Origin of the sequence: Estrella lausannensis (assembly GCF_900000175.1) — a bacterium.
Taxonomy (GTDB): Bacteria; Chlamydiota; Chlamydiia; order Chlamydiales; family Criblamydiaceae; genus Estrella; species Estrella lausannensis.
On the sequence record NZ_CWGJ01000006.1, the window covers coordinates 70,180 to 87,392 of the forward strand.

The following is a 17,213-nucleotide window of genomic DNA, read 5'->3' on the forward strand; positions in this document are numbered from 1 at the left end:
AATGGGTATAGGTATTTTTTCATGTGATGAGAAAGTGCGTCAATTAAGTAATGGGTCTTTAATAGACTGTCCACAAGTAAGAAACTGTCCACAAACTGAAATCGCATGATTTGAGTTTGTGGACAGTCTCTAAGAAGTAAAGGTAGCAGACATTCGCCTTAATATAAAAGGGGGCTTTTGGCCCCCTTGGACAGTATGGAGATGTTATCTGCACATCTTTCTGTGCCGCTGCGGATAGATGTCGTTTTCTTGGCAGCACTCGTTCTCGTTGTTGTTCGGGTCTGTCTGGATCACGTTCAGCCAATCCATTGTCTCTTCGCAATCAAGCTTCCACATCTTTTTGGTTCGAGACTTGACTAAGAAAATGTTTTGCTGGTGATCTGTCAGCTCATCCATCTGCACTTCCGTGTCGATGATTTGCGGTCTGATGAAGATCATCAGGTTACGCTTTTCATCTTTGTAGGTTTTGTCCGTGAAGGCGGCACCAATCAGAGGAGCTCCTCCAAGGCAGGGAACATGTCTTCTTCCACGTTCTTCCCTGGTGGAGATCATGCCGCTGAGGACTAGGAAGTAGCCATCGGGCATGTGGATTCTTGTTTTTGTTCTGGTGATTCTGGTGCTTGGACCGATCGGGTCGTTGGAGGTACCCCCGCTCGTGTTGGTTCCGGGGATGATGCTGCTCTGTTCGTACTCGATCTCCATCGTAATGATGTTGCTGTTGCCAAGGAAGGGGGTCACCTTCATGGTCGCGCCAACATCTTTAAACTCAAAGTTGCTGGTGATGGTGGAACCTTCATCGTTGGCGATCGACTGCGTTTTAAAGGGTGTGTTTTCTCCGACGAAGATCTCGGCGGGCAGGTTATCCTCTGTGATGATCTTGGGGTTTAAGACAACGTTGACATTGGTTTTATCGTGCGTTGCCTTCAAGAATGCCGAGATGCTGGCAAACTCAGTGCCGCCGGAAGAGATCTTCTGGCCGACGATGCCCAAGTTGTAACCCCCAATACCGATCGCCGCCGTTGCATCGGGTATTCTGGAGGCAGCAGCCGCGGCGACGGCAGCTGTCCTATCAACACCTGAAGTGGCCAGCATTGTCGCAACCGGGGTCGCACCTGCGATAAAGGCTTGCGCTCCGGCAGTGTCGCCACCACCGAACTTGTTGGCCCATGTTACGCCAAGATCCATGGCGTCATCGATGGCGAGGTCCAGAACAAGCATTTCAATAAAGACTTGTCTTAACGGCCTGTCGATCTCGTCGACCAGCTCTTTCACTTTCAGGATAGCCCCTGGGGTACCCGTAACGATCAGCGAGTTCGATGGTTCAAGCCATTGGACGGATTCGATGGCGTTAATCAGATCCTGGTTGATTGCCTGTGTATTGGAAAGGCTGGTGCCAATTTGCTGCAGGGCTTCTTGGATGGAGTCCCCTTTTCTAAACTGCAGCTTATGGATATAGAATTTTGTTCGCTCGATGTCTCCAAGGGGAAGCGAAGTGTCGAGCTGGGAAGCGCGTATTTTCTTGCCGGCAAAGATGGAAGCACCCGGTCTTAACAGGAAGCGCCATTTGCTGTCGGAACCGTAGTCCCAGCGCCCTTCGGGCTGCTCGAGCTTATTTTCTCGGATCTGTTTTCGGACCTCAGGTGGGGGTGTTCCTTTGATGAACTCCCACTGATTTTGGAAGTCTTGCTTCCAGTACCCTTCAGGAGGTCTCGTCGGCTCCTCTCTTTGGAGGGGCTCGCCCGGCTGGGCTCTTTCTACGGGGTTATATTGCCAGTTGCCATTGGCATCAAGTTTCCAAAAACCTTGTTGTGAGGGAGCCTGGTAGACTCTGGTGCCATCGGGTAAGATTTTATAGGAGCCATCCGGAGAAACCCTGACCTCTTCTTGCGGCCCTCCTTCGAAAGGCATCTCTTCAAAGCCTTGGCCCGGCAGCAAATCTCCTCTGCCTTCAACCCCTTCTTCTCTTCCTGCCTCTCTTTGGATCCTCGCTCTTTCCTGAGCTCTTTCTTTAGCTCTTTCCAGTTCTTCGATCTCTTGCTGTGTGGAGGGGGGGACGTATTTCAGCTCGTTTAAATCGAAAATCCCTGTCGTACCGTCGTTTTGATCGAGTCTTTGCAGGATGGGGATTGCTCTTTCGACTAAGAAGGGAGCCGCGATAATGAAAATACTGTTGGAAGGACCGTGGGCGACGAAGGTGATAGGCTGTCCTCTTGCAATCGAGGTCATGATCTGTTCAGCGTTTTTGATCAGATCATCAAGATAGGCGTTTCTGACTACATATTGACCTATGACCATGCTGCTATTTGGCGCATCGACGCTCTTGATCAGCTTCATGACCTTTTCGATGTTGGAGGCGATGTCAGTGACGACAATGTGGTTTGTATCCGAGATAACCTGGATTATTGCCTTATCGGAAAGCATCGGTTTGATCATTGCCGATACAGATGAGGCGTCCGAGATGTTCAAGCGGAAAACGCGAGTGATCAGATCACCCTTTTTTTTTCCCTGCTCCGGATAGGCATCTGAAACGACCTTTCCAGGAGCTCTTGTTCCATCAGACCGGTGGATCATGAAGGTGTTTCCCTCTTCGATGATATGCAGGTTTCGGATGTTCAGCTCTTGAAAAAGGGCCATCAAGACGTTGTCTAGTGTCGTAGGCTCCTCGGAAACGATGGTCACGGTAAACTGAAGATCTTCGTCTGAAAAGATAAAGTTTTTGTTCGAGACACGGCTGATGAAGCGGATATACTCGATGATGCTGACGTTGTTGAAGTTGATAAGAATTGTCTGCTCTTCTTTCGGAGGCGCTTTGGAGCCTTCTTGGATTTCAGCGAGAAGCTTGTCTTGATTCAGGCGAGAGACTTTTCCTTTGGAAATAAAGGATTTTGGTCCTTTGGTCGCTTCTAAAACCTCTTCTTTGGAGGCAGGCTTTGCGCCGTTCTGCCTCTCTTCATCGCCCTCATTGTTTTCCTCTGCGATCAGCCCTTGGAAGAAACTGTCTTCCTGCAGTGGTTTTTTGAAGGAGATTTTTTCGGCTCCCTTAGATTTCGATTCCGGCTTGGATTTGGGAAGGGTTGTGCTTTTCTCAACAGGAATGCTGCTTGAATCGAAAACGCGATCCAGGCTGGAGGTGTCGATGTTATCCCAATCGATTTCTGCAGAGTCTTTGTAATTTTTGAAATCGTTCAGAGTGGCCCCCGTGTTCTTTGTGGAGGGAGTCAAGACAGTATTGTCTTCCGGATCCACTGAGTAGAGCTGCTCTTGGCTAGAGCTCTTCTGCGTCTTTGCTTGCCAAGGACTCTGCTCTGCGAAGAGTGCTGTTGTCGTGAGACATGTGACGATCAGGTAAGTTGAGTATCTACGGCCGATGAATTGGATGCGCTTCATGTAATACCATGCGTTTGTAAATAGAGTGTTGGCACAGGCAAAATAGCATATGCTACAGGCAGAAGCCTGCTTAAGAGAGGATGCGGAAAGGAAGGTAAGATATTTTTCCTTCCGTCAGCAGCATCTTAAGCCGGGATATCCCTCTGACAGTTACATGTGACTACTTTGCATAAACTATTGTAAACAGTTTTAAGATTTTTCGTTATCGATCTCTGAATCTGCTTCAATAAAATTTGTGTCTATATTTAGAGACTGTCTCTTAACTTTTTGCTGCCTGTATTTTTTCACTTACCACTCTGGTCGGAAGAAAAATCAGAGCGTATGTTTAGCAATCCATCACCCGGCTGGTCTAAGGAATCTAAGATATTTTTCAGAGCGTCAAAAAGGTGAAATGGATCCCTGTAAATCGCATTCGCTCGTATCTTGTTCCCCATCAGCATATCTTTGAGAATATTAGGCGCTGTCCGGGTTTTTTAAATTACATGGGTATAAAGCAAAGGTTTTGCTATTTCAAGCTATTTTTATACGATGGATCGATACGTGCCGATTTTGCCGAAGCAGACTCCGAATTGGAATTTTTTATGAGGAGAGTGTATGCACTTCTAACAGCTTACTGGGGCGTGCCGTCAATTAAGCTATCAGCTTAGTCCGTCTTAAAGCTGAAATGAGTGGGATCTGAGTTATAATATACCGAAAGTGTTTAAAAATTGGAGGTTTTGGCTTTGAGAAAGCTTCTCAAATTTTGAGATGCTTTCGGCAAACAAATCATGCGATTTCAGTTTGAGGACAGTCTCTTAGAGCTACAGTTTTTGAATTCCGGCCAGGTAGCAGTTTTTACTTTTGAAGAGAGAGGTTGGGGACCTCTTAATTCTGTTTAGCACTTGAGCTACTGCCTCTTTGAGGGGCAGGTCTTTACACTCGATAATCTTTTTCAGAATCGTTATCCGGGAATCCTCGCCTGGATCGGGCAGGGTCTCAGGGGATGAGGAGAAAAGATAAAGCGTATCTCCTTTTGACCAGGCAGTCTTTGCGTGCGTGAACGATGGGTTTTCTTCCTTGCCGATTAATTGGGGCAGTGTAGACAGGATCTCCGGGGTGTTATGCCCTTTTCTGAAGATCCATAGGGAGTTGCCATGTGTCGAGAAGAAAGTCAGGGTCTCTTGGGCGGGATTTAAATTCAGGAGGTTGATCTGTACACCCTTCGGAAGCTGGTCTGTCATTAGCATTCGGCTCAAATCCAGGAGGAGGCTCTCGGCTGATTCGCTGGACGAGACTTTGGATTTGATAATGCCGCGGATGACTGCGGTGTATATGGTTCCTTCGATTGAAGAGTCGCCTGATTCGAAGGTTATTACAGATTTGGTTTGGTTTTTATGGATTATGAAATCATACCACAGCGTGCAGAAAAGGTCGCCACGATGGTAGCCATGTTGAAATTCTAATCCGTGCCAGAGCGGAGGGGATGCCGGACAGAGATTCTGAAAGGCCAAATTTACACCGTCCGCCATCTCTTTAAGCCTGTCAGAGGGCATACTGTCTTTTTGCAGGTTAGATGAGTGGAGGTAATTGGAGAGGTCTCCTATCAGGTCGACAATGTCTTGATATCTGTTTTTCTGGTCAGGTTGGAGAGCTTTGCTTAATATTTTTTGAACGCCCTTTGGCATTAGTGACAAGTGGATTCTTCCGTGGCACAGCTTTCCCAGAATTAGCTCGTAGGCAATGATGCCGAGTGAGTAAATGTCTGATGCGTAGGATACTTCTTCGGGCTTCTCTTTTTGCTCTGGACTCATATAGATAGGCGTGCCGATGACTTTGGGGTGCTCCGGTGCGGAGTCTTCCTTCGGCTTTTCAAGGATTTGGGCGATGCCAAAATCGATCACTTTGATGGCCCCACCTTCGGTGAGTAGTATGTTTTCCGGTTTCAAATCCCTGTGGATCACTCCATGAGTATGCAAATGGCATAGGGCATAGGCGATATCGATAATGATTTCGATTGCCTGCTTTAAGGAAATGGGGTGGCGTAGAAGATGTTGCCTGAGAGAAATTCCCTCGATGAACTCCATGGCGATATAGAGGCCCCCTTCCCATTCACCGTATCCGAAGAGTTTGACGATGTTGGGATGGTCTGCCAGGGCGATGATCTCCGCTTCGTGTAAAAATCTTTGTATTACATCATCGCGTGACAAATATTTGGGGGAGAGAACTTTGATTGTGGTCGGTTCGGAAGTCCCGGGCCTGCTTCCAAGGTATAGAATGCTCATTCCGCCTTTTTCCAGCAGGCTTTCTATCTTGTAGGGACCGATAAATTGAGGGGTGACGGGCGGGGGTAAGGGAGCGTCTTGTGGTTCACCCTCATCTGCTAGTGTTGTTTTCCTGTAAAAATCTTCATCCGCCATAGTACGATCTTTTAGCTCATCAGTAGGATGTCGGAACTTAAAATTTAGGAGCTATCCACAAACTGAAATTAGTATGCTTTGCTGCTCAATTGGCCTATAAGGCCTGAAAAAAAATTCAGCATATTAATCCAATGTTCTGAAAATTTTTTCGGGCATTATAGGCCAATTCAGCAAACAAATCATGCGATTTCAGTTTTCGTACAGACTCTAAAAGCTTGTACTAAAAATCAAATCCGGCAAGCAAAGCTTACATATTTGAGTTTTAAGATGGGCTCCATACCGAAAGCACCTCAAAATGTGGGTTTGAGAAAGCTTCGAGATCGAAAGAGTTCTAGTGTTAGGTGAGTTGTAATCTTTCAATCGTGGGGAGTTTTCTCTTTGTCAAAAACCAAATTTTGGCTCCCTTCGGTATCTGCTCCATAAAGCCAAGGGCTCTAGGGGTATCCCTTAATCGTGATGGCCGATATCCATAATGCGAATCCCTAAGACGTCTCCAATTTGAAGAAGTTCGCCTTTAGCGACTTTCTTCCCATTGAGTACCAGGTCCACGCCATCTGCCGGCTTGGAGGTAAGCTCCAGTACATTGCCGGGAGAGAGTTCCATCAATTTTTTGAGGGAAATATTGACCCGTCCCAGCTCAACGGAGATGGAAAGAGGAACTTCACCGGCGGAGAAAATCTCTCTCGCGGTCTTAGGAGTAGCGGGTGTTTCCGGCAGGGGTGCGTGAGCTTCTTCTTTAGTGGGCTCCGATTCGGTTTGGGTCTCTTCTGCCTCGACGGGGGAGTGAGCTGGTTCGGGAGGCTCTTGAGCGCTGGCGGCGGCCTCTGCCAGTTCCTCTTCGGAAACTTCTTCACCAATCTCTTCTTTTGCCTCGTCAAGTTCGCTGAGTTCCTCTTCGCTGAACTCCTCAAGTTCTTCAAACTCTTCAAGTTCTTCGTCTCTTATTTCCGATTCTTCGAACTCGTCTTTTCCGGGATTTTCGTCTGATTGCATGTCTGATTCCGCCTCGTAAAATTGCGCAACTTCCGCAAGGGTTATTTTTCCATCATTTAATTGGCCTGTGAAGAAGGGCATATCGAACACTTTTAAAAGAACAGGTCCGGTTTTCGTGACCGGGTCGACTGGACATTTGCTTAAGACAAGGAAATCTCCTGGAGAAACCGACTCAAATTCACTTTTCTTCATCCGAAAACGTGTCGCTTCCAGGCTCATGGCAATATCGATTTTTTCGGAAACCGGTGAGTGAAGATAGAGATCTTGCAGCTGAGGTTGAAACTCTTCTGCTAGGGATGTTTGAAACTCTTTGGTGAAGATTAATCGGGCGGGGTGGGTGCTGTCTTGGATTGTAAGCTCCACATCCATGACGAGGCCCGCCTCTTTGGGCAAAGCCGGTGCTGATTCGAGCAGAACGGGCATCAGTTTTTCGGAAAGACCGCTGTTTTGAAGGCAGTAGAGAGCTTCATTTGTCAAAAAACGGATAAATCCCTGCTCAATGTCCTTGTCCAGTTTTTTCTCCGGATTGCCTTCTCCTATCAGCAGGAAAGCTGCAAGTTTTTCCAGCGTATGGGTGGGGATCGCTAAGAAGAACACGCCTCCGATTCCTGGAACCGAGAGCGCCAGGAGGGTGGGATTGGGTATGCCCTGCAGAAGTTCACTTCCCTGAGTCCAGGAAACTATTTCGTGCTTGATGTCAAACGACTTAAGTCCCAAAGAGCCTTTGAGCAAGTCGGCGAATTGTTTCAGGGGGAACGGCGGCAGTTCGCCGTGCAACGGGATCTGATCCCAAAGAAAAAGAGACCTGGGCATTGACTTGACCCATGACAGGGCAGTCGCTTGAGGACTTGGCATTCTGCTCTCGCTTCCGTATTGCAGGGGTCTTAGCTGAATCAGGAGGTGGTCTTGAACTTGATCCCGTCCATTTAGACAGCGGAGCAAATGGGCTTTTTGCCTTAGTGTTTTAAGCGAACGGGCTTCACACTGCAGTCAAAAAAAGCTACGGCCATTCCTAATCCAACAGTAGCCCCTTAGTTCTAAGGTCTTCATATCCGGGGCGGTTTGCACCCTTAACGGATGTATGAAGCTTGGCACTTGTTTATATTCACCATCTTAGCGGAAACGGGCAGAGAGGATCAAGAAATAGGTTTAATTTCATCTCCAGCGTTGATAGGAAAGAGTGCTAAACGGTTGTTTTTTAGGTATCAACACGTTTTAAGCGTCTTCTTCCTCATCTTGTTTTTTTTCACGCTGGCCGCGGCCTTGCTGCTGAGAGTTTTCCCTTTCTTTATTGATGTTACTGCTGCTGCCGTAAACCGTCTCATCTTTTAAGGTGGTAGCAGCAATCATATGCACCGTGTACCCTTTTTGGTCAAGGGCTTGTTTCAATGCATCCAGGTTTGTTTCCAACACATTTTTAGCCTCTTGCGTCATGTTGGAAAACTGGATGTTGATTTCGGATCTGGCTGTCTTGAAAGAGGTAACCGTGACTTCGACGCCGGTGAATATGCCGGCATCCTTCAAGACGATCGTTGTCTTTGTAATATCGTGTTTCACCTCATTGGTGATCTTTTCCACGACGTCCATGATCACTTGAGGGACTTTAGCTACCGGTTTTAGCGTACTGGCCGAGACCAGTGTATCGCCCGGGCCGAGCGCAATGACCGCGAGATTAATGAGAGCAATATCTTCGTCACGGCTCTTGACTGGGGCTAAGGAGAACCCACTCTCTTTTTGCTTGGGCAAGAAAATTTCGATATCTTCCCTGGCGGGAATGTATTTGCCCAGGGTCTCCTTGAAGAATTGCATCGGTTTTACAGGCGCTTCCCTGCTGTCTTTGGCCATTTTGCCAAAGAGCATAGCGGGGGAGTCCGGCAACTCTTGAAGTTTAGGCTCTTCTCCTTCAGACAGGAGAGCGCCTCTTGATTCTTTGCCCAGGATGCCCTTGACTAAAGCCGCTTCTTCAGGAAGCTTTTCAACGTAAGGTTCACTCCAGGGCTCTTCGGGAGGTGCTGCGGGCTTTTCTTTACCCAACTTAGGGGCGACCTTAGAGTCTTTGGCGACCGAAGGAGCCTGGTTAAAGAGGGGATCCAAGAGAGGTTGAGGACCTTTTTTAGTCAAAAGTCCCTCTCTTTTTTTCAAGGCGAGCTGCTCTTCGCCAGCTTCCGTCAAGAGATCTTCTCCGTTCACTTTTTTTTGATCCGGATCGTCGTTTCTCTCTCCACGTTCTTTATTCGACATCACGCGGTCGAAACTTTTCTTCTTCTCAGGCGAGGCGTTTTGCCTGGCCTGCAGGCGCCTCTCCTCTTTTCCAAGCCCCGCCAGTCCATTGGACTTGGCGTCGGCGTTGATTTTGTAAAAGCTATCAGGAATCATGCGAATTCTCCTTCCCTTTCTTAAAGGGATTGAGAGCAAATGTTCAAGGCTGGATGCTTGAGTCGAGGGGGGATCTTAACGATTCGATTCCCGCACCCTCTTCAAGAAGATGACGTTGCCCATCTCATCTTGCTGATCCAGTTCTTTCATTTCCATTTCCAGTTTGATCTCTTTTTCCCAGTCAGCCCGATGGACATTGAGCTTGTCGACGTCTTGACGCCGTTTCTTTAGCTCTTTTTCAGCTACGTCAAGATCCTTTGCCGCCAGCTCCACCTGGTCTTTTTGCTCTTTAACCTTTTTTTCTTCTATTTTTAACTTCTCTTTTACCTCTTTGAGGTAGACTTTCATCATCTTGATTTTTTCAGTGGTCGTGCCAGTGTCAAGCTCATGGCGGAGCTGCTCAAGCTTGTCGTTGTGGTGCTTCAAGACTTTGTCTCTATCAGCTTCTCTTTCCTTAAGCTTCTGCGTCTCCAGGTCAAGTTTGGCTTTTTTTTCTTTAACGACCCTTTCCTGATCATCAACCCGCCTCTTTTTGATATTCATCACTTCCAAGAGCGGGTATGCGGGCATCTTCATCATAAGAACCCCCTCTTGTTATTTGAAGACGGAGCGCAAGAGCTGCACCGTCTCTTCAAAGGAGCACTTCTCCTCCGTGCCTTGCTTTAAGAAATTGTTCACCTTGTCGATGTGATCAATGGCGAAATCACCGGCTTTGTCGGCGCCGCGCTTGTATTCGCCAATCTTAATCAGCAGTTCGTTCTTTTTGTAGTTGGCCAGTACCTCTTTCAGCTTACCGACCAGTTGCAGGTGCTCTTGCGGCACAATCGATGTGATGACACGGCTTGCAGATGAAAGGACATCGATGGCCGGATAGTGGTATTTTCTTGCCAGGTCTGCCGACAAAATGATGTGACCGTCCAAAATGGACCTGGTCTCGTCGGAAACCGGTTCGTTCATGTCATCGCCGGCAACCAAGACAGTGTAAAAAGCTGTGATCGATCCGACGTCTGAGTTGCCTGCCCTCTCCAGCAGTTTAGGGAGAGTGGAAAAGACAGAGGGTGTGTAACCGGCTCTTGCGGGGGGCTCGCCTGCAGCAAGGCCCACTTCGCGGAGGGCTCTTGCGAAACGGGTGACGGAGTCCATCATCAAGATGACAGATTTGCCCTGGTCCCTGAAGTATTCGGCGATCGCCGTCGCACAATAGGCGGCGTTAAGACGCAGCTGCGACGCTTGATCGGACGTGGATACGATTACAACGGACCTCTTCAGTCCTTCTGGTCCTAAGTCCTTTTCTATAAAATCTCTAAGCTCCCTTCCGCGCTCACCGATCAGACTGATGACGTTGATGTCGGCTCTCGCGTTCCTCGCGATCATGCCAAGAAGGGTTGACTTACCTCCACCTGCCGCGGCAAATATACCGACCCTCTGGCCTTTACCAACGGTCAGCGGGCCATCGATGGCTCGTACGCCCACCGAGATCGGTTCGCTGATTCTCTGCCTTTTCAAGGGGTCAGGGGGGTTTTGGATGACCGGATAGATTTCATCCGTTTCCAGGGGCCCTTTGGTCTTGGTGTCCAAGGGCTCTCCAAGGCCATTGAGTACGCGGCCTAAGAGTTTGGGACCCACTTTGATGTGCAGGGGGAGCCTAGTTGGTATTACTTCCGAAGAAGGGCCGACGCCGCTCATATCCCCTAGGGGAGAGAGAAAGACTTCGTCGCGGGTGAAGCCGACTACCTCGCAGCGCAGCGGCTCGCCGTCGCGTTTGACAAGACAGACTTCGCCGATTTTGACGTTGGGAACAATGGCTTTGATCAGCATCCCGACAATCTCAGTGATGCGTCCGTTGACGGTCGTTAGTTCCAGCTCTTCCAAGCCGCCTAAGACCTTTTCGAATTGATCGTCGAATCCTGTCATAGCTTTCCTTTGCTTTTTATCTGGGGTCGGTTGTCATTCTTTCGCTTAGGACAAAAAAAAAGCGCGTTGTAAACGACAGGTCCCAAGGGGCTAAGAGAGCCCCTTAAGGACATGTATCGTTAGACTTGGATGTTCATGATCGTTTTGACCGACTCAAGCGCTTTGTTCAAAAGGCTTGAGAAAAGCTCGATCTCTTGCTGTATCTGGCCTACTTTGATCTGAACAGTCAGCATGGTAGCTGGAGAGAGATCTTTGCCGTTGAGGTGATAATTCTGCACCTCGGTGCCGAGCGTCTTCAGCTGCTCCTGGCCGTTGGTCAGCATCCCTAAGAATCTCTCTATCGGCGTGCTCACCGACAGGTCGATCTTCTCAAGAGGTTTTATTTCAATACCGGCCTTGTCAAGCGCAGTCTTTAAACTCTCATCGATATGATCCAGCTTGTTTCTCAAGATACGCTGCACAGAACCCTTGATCTTAAGATTGGGCGTCTCCAGCTTGGATTTGATCTCATCAATCTGCGCAACCAAGTCCTTGGCTTTCTGAGCGAGGTGCTCAGGATTGGCCTTATGGGCTTGCTCTACGTTGCGGTTCAGGGTGCGGATCTCGTCCAATAGCGAAGCTTTTGCTTCGGCAGGGGACTGCAGAACCTGCTGCTTGGGCTCAAAGCCGAGCGCCCTGTCAAAGTGCTCTTTATTCGGAGCCACTCTCTCAACAATCTGGGTAGGCCCTTTAACTGCCGACGGGCTATCCAGCGTTACCTTGCTTATACTTTCTATTTCTTCTGCTGCCATATGCAACCATTATTATGGGTTATTAAAAACTAGTCCTTGTTTTTGCCGCTTCCCTCGGAGTTCGACGCTCCTGAGAGGAAGGGCGATTTGCTCTTTTGTAAGTCTTTGTCTGCCCACTCCAACGATATTTTTCCCAAGCTTTTCACTGTGGGATCATCGCTCTTTGAAACAGCTTCCTTGATTAGCTCCTCGCCGCGCTCCCTCTTCGGCTTGGTAAGAAGAAAGCAAATGCCTAAGAATGTCTTTGCCAGATAATTGTCGGGCTCCTTTTTAAGCACCTCTTCAAAGATTTTTGTCGCTTCCTTGATCTCAAGTTTATTTAAAGCGATATAGCCGAGCCCTATCTGAGGCGCCTGGCTGTCTTTGTTCAGTACTTGCGCAGCCTTGAATATCCTGCCCGCCGACGTTTCATCGAGCTGCTTCACCGCAATGAAACCGGCTTCTATCAGAAGTGCAAAGTCATCTTGAAAGTCTTCAACTTTTCCCGTCGCCATCTCGTTTCCCTTTCTTTGGTTTCAGTTCGCTTATCGAACTTGAATTTCACTCTACAAAATCGACACAAAGTTCGCAAAAACCCATTTTTCGAAGGCGGGGCACTTCCCAAGTATACAACCTCTGGCAGGAGCCTGAAAAAAGCCCCTGCCAAAGCGGTAGATAAAACCTTATCCTTTGACGTTCCTTGCCATCGACATGATTGCCGAGTTTGCCGCTGCGACGACCGCAGTGGACATCTCCGAGAGCTGTGATAAGTGGTTCATCAACATTTGCATCTCGAACATGTCGCCAATACTGATAGCGCTACGTCTCGATTTAATCTGGACTAGCTTTGCCTTGGCGCTTAATGTTGCGTCGTGCACAACGTGGAACAGCGTGTGTACGCTAAAACCTGCCTGGATAGGCTTGTCACCAGTAAAGTAATTAAGATCACCCGAGTGATCCGAGTTGTCTATGTTTCCTGGGCTATATGGTCCTGCTGGCATAGTAAGTTCCTCCCTGAAATATTACTATGATCCATCGAAAGAGTTCCTACTGGAAATTCCATTTCCTGTGCCAGGCGCTTTAGAAGCCGCCCTTAACGTTCGGAGTCTTTCGACCTGAACTTTAACTAGAAAAGGCTCCTGCCTTTTCTTATCTTATCAAGGCGATCATAAAGCCTTTAAACTACGAGGCCTTAATCCTGCCGATTACTTTAAGCAGCGAAGCATAGCCGTGGAGTAGTTCGCCAAACTGGTCGAACTGCTCTTTGTTTTCCCCGCTTCTTAGAACTTGTTTAATCTTCAAAACCTTTTCTTCGACGCTCTTCTTAAACTCTCTTTGACGGTTGAGAGAGGACATATCCCTCTCTAAGTCAAAGATGAAGTCGTCTTCCGATTTTTTCTTTTTATTTTGTTCTAAACCGAACATACCACTCTCACTCTGTTGAAAGGTCTATAGAAGATGGATTCCTTTCTATAGTCATATTATAGCATAACAAATTTATTTAATCAATAAACTGTGGCACTATATTTTCGTTTATTAAGATACTGTAAAGATAGCCTCAGCTAGTTCTACCACTGCTTTTCTTAGCGTAGTTCAATACGGTATTTCACCCCATCTTTCTCTAGCAAGATCGCTTTGGGTGTGATCTCTGTAACGCGCATGCCATCTAAAATATCGCCTTTCGAGAGGATGCGGCCATCGACGACAACGCTTAAGTTTGCACCCCCGCTCCTTGAGATCCCGGAGACCTCATAGCGGTCGGTCACATCGATCATCGAGCGTTCCGGCTCCGATTCGGTCACGAAATCCTGGAATGAGCGGATACCGGGGAGCTTGGAGTATTCGGTAATGATTTCTTTGAACTCAGCCTGCTTTCCTTGGGGGAGAGCGCCCCTGATGGAGAGATCGCCGTTGGAGAGTTCGATACGTAGGTTTTTAATTCCCTGAGCCTGAAGTCTCGTCTTCAAAGAGCTCACGACATCCTCCTCGACAAAGACCTTATTTTCCAAGTTGTCCAGGTAGACAAAGTTGGAACTTAAGTATTCGGTCAGTTCCTCTAAATCTTTGCGCGATTTCAAGTAGCCGGTGATCTGGAAGTTCCCGGGTGTTGTTGCCTGGATGCTGATGCCGCGCCATTTCGGATTTCTTGCGATCATCGGGTTGATGTCCCGCCAGACGAGCTCGTCGATAATAATACCGGAGTCGTCAATATTCTTAATGAACGAGAGGCCCTGTAAATTATAGAGAAGCTGCTTTTTTTGGTTGTCGGTGAGGACGTGTCCGATCAGGAGTATCGTGTTGTTTGCCTTGTTATAGGAGAATTGCACTTCGGGGAAGGGCGACATGGCGTCTTTCAGCATCGATTCGGCTTCCACCACTTCCTGCACCTGTACAGGCTCGCTCCTAAAGAGGGAGAGGGCGCCTACAGCCATCAGGCCGAAGAGGCCGGTTACAATTGCGATCAGGATAAAGGCCGTCAGAGTCGTTTTATTTTTTTCCTTCAAGTCCTCGATGGAAATTTGAGGTTTGGGTGGAGGAAGCGGTTTGACCGGCTTTTCCTCTTTCTTCTCTTTTTCCTTCTCTTCTTTTTTATCTTCTTCCTTCTGCAACATCTTCACAATCGAAGGAAGCAGAGGAGAGATGATTGTTTGCATTTCTCCTTCTCGATCGAAGATGACAAACGAGGTCGTTCCAAGGGTCACGACCGAATTGGGGGAGAGGGGTCCTTTCGCTTGCAGCTTAGCTCCGTCGACCAAAGTCCCGTTTTTACTGCCCATATCTTCTATTGAGAGGGAGTCGTCATCGGCGACTCTGATTTTGGCATGCTGCCTCGAAACACTGGTATCGTGGAAGATGATGTCCGCTGATTGGGCATCGGTGCCGACGATATAGGTTTTTCCTGTCTGCATGTTGAATTCGGCACCGTTGTTGGGGCCGGAAATTACTTTGAGGAGCCATTTTCCTGTTTCGACAATGTCGAAGTCGATCGCTGCGAGCACCTCTTCTTCTGATTTGTCATCGAAAATGGTGTCGTGCTTGAGGCCCTCTTCGGCATTGTATGCCTCTCCTTCCTTCGGATCGCCGGCTAGGGAGGTGGCCGCGCTGTCTGTGAGTGCGCCTTCAGGATTGATGTCCGACTGGTTGCTTGGATTTGTCATCGCTTCTTCCTCCGGTTTGGCTTGCTTTTCTAAGCCGGCACCTTGGCTGCTTATATCATTAGATTCTGGGTAGACCATTGCTTCGGTGTCCATGTAGAAACGATAGAGGCCGCTTCCGATTTTTACTGTGTCGCCGTGTTTTAAGAGTCTGGGTTCTTTGACCTCTTCCTGGTTGATTTCAACCGGATTGGTCGAGCTTAGGTTCTCAACAAATATCCCTTCGTCTGTTTCCCTCACGATGAGGTGCTTGCGCGAAGCAACGGGATCTTCGATGAGAAGCTGGCAGGTGTCGGGATCTCTTCCGATCACCCACTCCTTACCATTCTCTAAAGAGAGAATTAGCCCTTTCAGATTTCCTTCTTCTGCAACAAGTTTAGCCATATATCTCTAACAGTTCAATTCATTTTGCTTTGTCTACTAATCTCTTTAAGAGTTTTTGATTTAGCGATAAACTCTCTGAGACAACTCTGTTATTATTCTCTCGTATTGCCTTGTTCTAAAGCGAATTCCATGCCATTTCATATGATTTTCATTCAGTGGGCTTTATTGCTTTTGGCACTCTTTTAAGCCGGAAGAAATGATCAAATGTTTATGGAAACCCGTCGAAAAAATCTTCCCCCTTGAAATGTCCCCCAGGAAGCTCTCTCTACATCACCAAGATCTTAGGGTCCGAGTCTGTTAACGGAACTCCTGAATTTTGCTTTTCCAGAAGTCCACCGTATTCAGGAAATCTTCCATCTCATCTGCGAACTGCTTGTCGTCCATTTCGTGGTTGATCACTTTTTTGATCACGAGCTTCTCTCCTTTCTCATCAATACCCAGAGTGGAGCGGTCGGTGTCTTGGAAAAAAAGATCAGCGGACATGAGGGTGGTGTAGAATTTTTCCTGTTCTTGCCGGGGGAGGGGGCCGAAGGCAGTCGAGACCGTTACCTCGCCGCCTTTATCCACTACGGAGACAGAAATGCCATCTCCTACAGAAAATCCATAAACACCCGGCACGTTAGCCTGAATGGGGGGGTCTGCGCCGATCTCTTTACTGAAGTTTTTCATCAGCTGGTCGATTTTTGCCATAGCCATCTCCGTTAATCGCTCTGAAACTGTCTCTCATACTTAATTTTAAGTTCTTTTCGGTATAACACTACCAGCATTTTAGCTTGTTGTATTCTTCAATTGTCAAATTTCGAGACTGTTAAAAGGACAGAATCCGTTCACAGTCACTAAGCTGAAACTCAGCGCGCTTTACTTTTGAAACCAGAGCGGAGCTTAACGCTCCGCTCATCAATTCCCATGCTATTTCTAAGCCTCGGACAGATTAGCTTCTCGGCATGAAGCTGTTGTGTGCCCTTGCGTTGGCTTCAAAGACCTGTTTCATCATGTCGAGCGCTTTTTTGACAAGCTCAAGCAACTCCTGATCGCTTTGCTGGGCAGATGACAAGATCTGTGAGTAGAGTTGCTTCAAGGCCGACTGAATCTCTTTCTCGGCCTCCCACTCCGCTTTTTCGAGCACGAGCGATGACTTTATAAAGCCTGTCACGGCTTGTCCGAGCCCATTCATAACAGAGTTAAGCGCTGTACCGCCGCCACTGCTCATAAACGATTGTAAACCTGGCCATTTAGTATTTCCAGGAGTGCTGTTAACTACTGCATGTGCGTTTGCACCGGCGAGGCCAACGCCCATCACACCGCCTGCTGCCGTCATGACGCCAGCAACGCCTTCCATCATATGCATTTGTGATTCTATCTGGCCGGCTTGTATGATCGCATTCGCCATGTTTTGGGAAAAATCCCAGATCATGTTCATGGCCTCCACTTTGGCTCCTATTTCGGCAGCACGCGATTCGGTCAGCTGCTTTTGCATTTCCGTTAAGTTGATCGATAGCGCCACCATCATGTTCGGCGAAAACCACATGTTGACCTGAGCGGATGACACAGCTCCCGTGGTGTCATAAGCAACTGCGAACTCGACCACCGGGTTGCCCGCGTTGAGGCCGTTCAAAGTTTCCTGGCTTGGGTTCAGCTGACCTGCGCTGACAGCGAAAGTAATCGAGTCGGCAACGGTCGCCGCTACCTGAACCACTCCTTGCTGGACTTGGGCACCCTGTTCCGTGTTCTGCGGGACAAATATGTTGTTGCCTCCAGTAAATTCAGTATTAACACCCATCACAATCCTCCTTGATTGTTGCTCTTTGTTTCCCGTTTTTTGTCCCCTGCTGCAAGTG

General features: G+C 48.1%; 13 protein-coding genes. All 13 read right to left on the reverse strand.

Going from position 1 to position 17,213, the window contains the following annotated elements:
* Positions 1–204 precede the first annotated feature (204 nt).
* The gene (locus ELAC_RS01960; RefSeq protein ID WP_098037603.1) at positions 205–3,387 is read right to left on the reverse strand and encodes a secretin N-terminal domain-containing protein; all 3,183 of its coding nucleotides are present in this window, start codon (positions 3,385–3,387) and stop codon (positions 205–207) included.
* A gap of 800 nt (positions 3,388–4,187) precedes the next feature.
* Positions 4,188–5,783 (reverse strand): serine/threonine protein kinase, encoded by a 1,596-nt coding sequence (locus ELAC_RS01965; RefSeq protein WP_098037604.1) that lies wholly within the window; start codon positions 5,781–5,783, stop codon positions 4,188–4,190.
* Positions 5,784–6,230: 447 nt separating this feature from the next.
* Positions 6,231–7,718, reverse strand: a complete 1,488-nt coding sequence (gene sctQ, locus ELAC_RS01970; protein WP_143406412.1) for a type III secretion system cytoplasmic ring protein SctQ — start codon at positions 7,716–7,718, stop codon at positions 6,231–6,233.
* Between the two features lie 273 nt (positions 7,719–7,991).
* Positions 7,992–9,152, reverse strand: a complete 1,161-nt coding sequence (locus tag ELAC_RS01975) for a hypothetical protein (protein ID WP_098037606.1) — start codon at positions 9,150–9,152, stop codon at positions 7,992–7,994.
* Between the two features lie 75 nt (positions 9,153–9,227).
* Positions 9,228–9,731: a type III secretion T3S chaperone gene (locus ELAC_RS01980; RefSeq protein WP_239414317.1), complete on the reverse strand. Its 504-nt coding sequence runs from the start codon at positions 9,729–9,731 to the stop codon at positions 9,228–9,230.
* Between the two features lie 15 nt (positions 9,732–9,746).
* Entirely contained in the window at positions 9,747–11,066 is a 1,320-nt protein-coding gene (gene fliI / locus ELAC_RS01985) for a flagellar protein export ATPase FliI (protein WP_098037607.1), read from the reverse strand.
* Between the two features lie 119 nt (positions 11,067–11,185).
* A complete protein-coding gene (locus ELAC_RS01990) occupies positions 11,186–11,857 on the reverse strand; it encodes a hypothetical protein (protein WP_098037608.1) in 672 nt (223 codons plus the stop codon).
* Between the two features lie 29 nt (positions 11,858–11,886).
* Positions 11,887–12,351, reverse strand: coding sequence for a CdsG family type III secretion system protein (locus tag ELAC_RS01995; protein WP_098037609.1), 465 nt, complete (start codon positions 12,349–12,351; stop codon positions 11,887–11,889).
* Positions 12,352–12,519: 168 nt separating this feature from the next.
* Positions 12,520–12,837, reverse strand: a complete 318-nt coding sequence (locus ELAC_RS02000) for a DUF5407 domain-containing protein (RefSeq protein WP_158227777.1) — start codon at positions 12,835–12,837, stop codon at positions 12,520–12,522.
* A gap of 181 nt (positions 12,838–13,018) precedes the next feature.
* Entirely contained in the window at positions 13,019–13,261 is a 243-nt protein-coding gene (locus tag ELAC_RS02005; protein WP_098037610.1) for a DUF5398 family protein, read from the reverse strand.
* A 158-nt stretch (positions 13,262–13,419) separates the two neighbouring features.
* The gene (gene sctD / locus ELAC_RS02010) at positions 13,420–15,375 is read right to left on the reverse strand and encodes a type III secretion system inner membrane ring subunit SctD (protein ID WP_098037611.1); all 1,956 of its coding nucleotides are present in this window, start codon (positions 15,373–15,375) and stop codon (positions 13,420–13,422) included.
* A 297-nt stretch (positions 15,376–15,672) separates the two neighbouring features.
* A complete protein-coding gene (locus ELAC_RS02015; protein ID WP_158227778.1) occupies positions 15,673–16,065 on the reverse strand; it encodes a type III secretion system chaperone in 393 nt (130 codons plus the stop codon).
* 241 nt (positions 16,066–16,306) lie between these two features.
* Positions 16,307–17,155 (reverse strand): hypothetical protein, encoded by an 849-nt coding sequence (locus ELAC_RS02020; RefSeq protein WP_098037613.1) that lies wholly within the window; start codon positions 17,153–17,155, stop codon positions 16,307–16,309.
* Between the last annotated feature and the right edge of the window lie 58 nt (positions 17,156–17,213).

Bases quoted from the DNA above. Each gene is read 5' to 3' on its own strand.
- ELAC_RS01975 (WP_098037606.1), bottom strand. From the start codon at position 9,152: ATGATTCCTGATAGCTTTTACAAAATCAACGCCGACGCCAAGTCCAAT.
- ELAC_RS01980 (WP_239414317.1), bottom strand. From the start codon at position 9,731: ATGATGAAGATGCCCGCATACCCGCTCTTGGAAGTGATGAATATCAAA.
- ELAC_RS02015 (WP_158227778.1), bottom strand. From the start codon at position 16,065: ATGGCAAAAATCGACCAGCTGATGAAAAACTTCAGTAAAGAGATCGGC.
- ELAC_RS01960 (WP_098037603.1), bottom strand. From the start codon at position 3,387: ATGAAGCGCATCCAATTCATCGGCCGTAGATACTCAACTTACCTGATC.
- ELAC_RS02020 (WP_098037613.1), bottom strand. From the start codon at position 17,155: ATGGGTGTTAATACTGAATTTACTGGAGGCAACAACATATTTGTCCCG.
- ELAC_RS01990 (WP_098037608.1), bottom strand. From the start codon at position 11,857: ATGGCAGCAGAAGAAATAGAAAGTATAAGCAAGGTAACGCTGGATAGC.
- ELAC_RS01965 (WP_098037604.1), bottom strand. From the start codon at position 5,783: ATGGCGGATGAAGATTTTTACAGGAAAACAACACTAGCAGATGAGGGT.
- ELAC_RS02005 (WP_098037610.1), bottom strand. From the start codon at position 13,261: ATGTTCGGTTTAGAACAAAATAAAAAGAAAAAATCGGAAGACGACTTC.
- fliI (WP_098037607.1), bottom strand. From the start codon at position 11,066: ATGACAGGATTCGACGATCAATTCGAAAAGGTCTTAGGCGGCTTGGAA.
- sctD (WP_098037611.1), bottom strand. From the start codon at position 15,375: ATGGCTAAACTTGTTGCAGAAGAAGGAAATCTGAAAGGGCTAATTCTC.
- ELAC_RS02000 (WP_158227777.1), bottom strand. From the start codon at position 12,837: ATGCCAGCAGGACCATATAGCCCAGGAAACATAGACAACTCGGATCAC.
- ELAC_RS01995 (WP_098037609.1), bottom strand. From the start codon at position 12,351: ATGGCGACGGGAAAAGTTGAAGACTTTCAAGATGACTTTGCACTTCTG.